This window comes from Candidatus Planktophila sp. (assembly GCA_030681675.1).
Lineage (GTDB): Bacteria > Actinomycetota > Actinomycetes > Nanopelagicales > Nanopelagicaceae > Planktophila.
This window is the reverse complement of sequence record JAUXRP010000023.1, coordinates 1-2,677: the sequence shown is the minus strand read 5'-3', so window position 1 is coordinate 2,677 and position 2,677 is coordinate 1. Positions and strand designations below refer to the sequence as shown.

The 2,677-nt window shown below is 41.5% G+C and carries 4 protein-coding genes; 3 read left to right on the top strand and 1 reads right to left on the bottom strand.

Annotated elements, in window-relative coordinates:
* On the top strand, nucleotides 1–211 hold a 211-nt coding region (locus tag Q8K48_06170; GenBank protein ID MDP1851985.1), incomplete at its 5' end, for a type I glutamate--ammonia ligase.
* An 89-nt stretch (nucleotides 212–300) separates the two neighbouring features.
* Here Q8K48_06170 and Q8K48_06165 read toward each other — a convergent pair.
* On the bottom strand, nucleotides 301–1,029 hold the full coding sequence (locus tag Q8K48_06165; GenBank protein MDP1851984.1) for a LuxR C-terminal-related transcriptional regulator: 729 nt from the start codon (nucleotides 1,027–1,029) through the stop codon (nucleotides 301–303).
* 226 nt (nucleotides 1,030–1,255) lie between these two features.
* Between Q8K48_06165 and Q8K48_06160 the strand changes: the two genes are divergently transcribed.
* Nucleotides 1,256–1,384, top strand: a complete 129-nt coding sequence (locus tag Q8K48_06160; GenBank protein MDP1851983.1) for a hypothetical protein — start codon at nucleotides 1,256–1,258, stop codon at nucleotides 1,382–1,384.
* Between the two features lie 138 nt (nucleotides 1,385–1,522).
* Nucleotides 1,523–2,677, top strand: a 1,155-nt coding sequence (locus Q8K48_06155) for an ArsB/NhaD family transporter (GenBank protein ID MDP1851982.1), incomplete at its 3' end; no start/stop codon positions are given.

The window sequence follows — 2,677 nt, the reverse complement described above, 5'->3', positions numbered from 1 at the left end:
TGGCGAAGAGGCTGCGGCAATTCCACAGGTACCAGGTTCACTCGATGAAGTGCTCAATAATTTAGAGCGCGACCACGAGTTCTTGCTCAAAGGTGGAGTATTTACTAAGGATCTCATCGATACATGGATTGATTTCAAGCGCAAGCAAGAGGTTGATTATGTTCGTCTTCGACCACATCCAGCTGAGTTCGAACTCTACTTCGATATCTAATAGTTAAAATACAAATGCCCCTACCAGAAATTGGTCGGGGCATTTGTATTCTTCTTCTTCCAATAATTGAAAAAAATCAAATCAAACCATCACTTTTTGGTAAGCATTTCCTCATCTGTAAATTTCGAGATTAAAGCTTTACGTCCGCTGACTCCAAGTTTTTTGAAGATATCTATTGTCTCTTGACGAATTAATGATTCGCTGTATCCCATATCCAAAGCAATTGTTGCATTTGTATGTCCGAGTCTAATGCCATCTAAAATGGTGTTTTGTCTTGCTGTAAGATTTAATTTCCCGGCGATTACTTGGAGATGAGAGATAATTGCAACAGCCTGACTTGCAGATTTATGTTTATTCAAAGCTAGCAAGGCACAAATTGCGATTAGAAATAGCTCTAAAGAAGAGTCAACGTCCGGTTCTTTTGTGGTAAATAGGAGTAGAACTCCGAATTCACTAATGGGTAAAATTACCATGTGGGCCGCATCTTCATTTAACTTGCCTGAGACATCGACTTTCTGATGTATTTCTAGCTCCTTCAAAGTCCCATTAAGATGAACTCGATTGCTTTTTACCGCTTCAGTAATCATTGACTCTTGAACTAATGATAGATTTTTAAAAATTTCGACCATGTCATTTTTAAAACCAAAAACACCGGTAATCGTGAACTCGCCATCATCTTCCAGTTTGGCTAAAAGGCAGGAGGTTGGGAAAATTTCGGCGCATGAATCTAAGGTAATGAATCGGCAAATCTGGTTATCTGTGGCATCCGTTATGGCAAGAAAATTTGTCAATGCATGCAATTTGCGGATGAATTCCACTAGCCCGCCTCCTAATTCCCAATTCTCTCATGGAATTTTCGAATCCAAAAGATTTACTTAGGACAAATCTTTGCGCACCTTAGGAGTTAATTAAACCTGATTCCCAAATTTGACCAGTCTAACCTTGATTTCGGTCGATGCTCTCCTTGGTGGCTGCTCCCTTCTGAGTATGGTTAAAGTAATCAGATTTCATTTACTTGGCTCTGATCAACCTAGGAGGTACGCCATGATGGATTGGTATGGAGATGGATCCGGTTGGATGAATGGAGGCGGATTTTTCTTGATGGCTTTTTTCGTTATATCAATTGTCGGCCTCGTAGCCTGGATAGTCACTCGAAATTCTGGAGGAAAATAACCAAATTTCTATAACTCTTAAGCCCAAACCTCTCGACCAATCCAAAGTCTGATAGAAATCAGTAATACATAAAGGCATTTATGCCTCACAACTAGTCCAACTTTGTCTTGCTTTTTTCATATCATCTATGCTTCGGCCATGGAAATGATTCTTGCGATAGCCTTTTTTGCCGTTGCCTATGTCTTTATCGCTACCGAAAAGGTGAGCCGAGTTGCTGTTGCGCTAAGTGGCGCTGGAGCCATGGTTTTGATCGGAGCTACGGATGCGGACGCGGCCTTCTTCAGTCATGAGACTGGCATCGATTGGAACGTCATCTTCCTTCTCTTAGGTATGATGATTATCGTTGGCGTTATTCATAAAACTGGGCTTTTTGAGTTTCTTGCCGTCAGTGCTATCCGCAAATCGGGGGGAAGGCCAAAAACAGCCTTAATTTACCTGATGGTTCTGACCGCAATTGCATCAGCGATTCTAGATAATGTAACCACTATTCTTTTAGCCGTTCCAATGACTCTAATCGTCACAAAACACTTACAGGTTTCTGCAATTCCATTTATCTTGTCGCAGATCTTTGTATCAAATATTGGTGGTGCCGCGACACTAATTGGAGATCCTCCAAACATAATAATCGCCAGTAAAGCAAACCTGTCTTTCAACTCGTTTCTAATCCATATGGCACCTATGGTCGTGGTTGTCATGCTTGTAGTGGTCCCTCTTTTAGTCTATTTGTTTCGCAGAGAATTAATCAACTCAGAGAGTGCAAGAAAAAGTGTCATGGATCTTTCTCCATCACAGTTTCTGAAAGATAGAGTGCTTTTAAAAAAGAGTCTCTTTATACTAACTCTCGTAATGCTGGCTTTCATTACTCATTCGATTCTTCATTTAGAACCATCTATTATCGCCTTACTAGGGGCAGGCGCACTTGTAGGAATAAGTGGCCTAAAACCGAGGGACTATATCCAGGATATTGAATGGTCAACCCTTGTATTTTTTGCTGGACTGTTCATCATGGTAGGAGCGCTGGTAAACGTAGGAGCACTTGCGGAGTTTGCGAATTTTCTCAAGGAAATATTTGGAGATAACACGCGCTTAGCCGCTGGATCTATTCTAGGCATATCAGCATTGCTTTCAGCTCTTGTAGATAATATTCCCTATGTTGCATCTATGACTCCTGTAGTGGCCGAACTTAGTCAGGGCTTATCTGGTGTGCAGGAACATGTTTTGTGGTGGTCGTTAGCCTTTGGAGCAGATTTCGGAGGCAATGCAACGATTGTTGGTGCCAGCGCGAATCTTGTA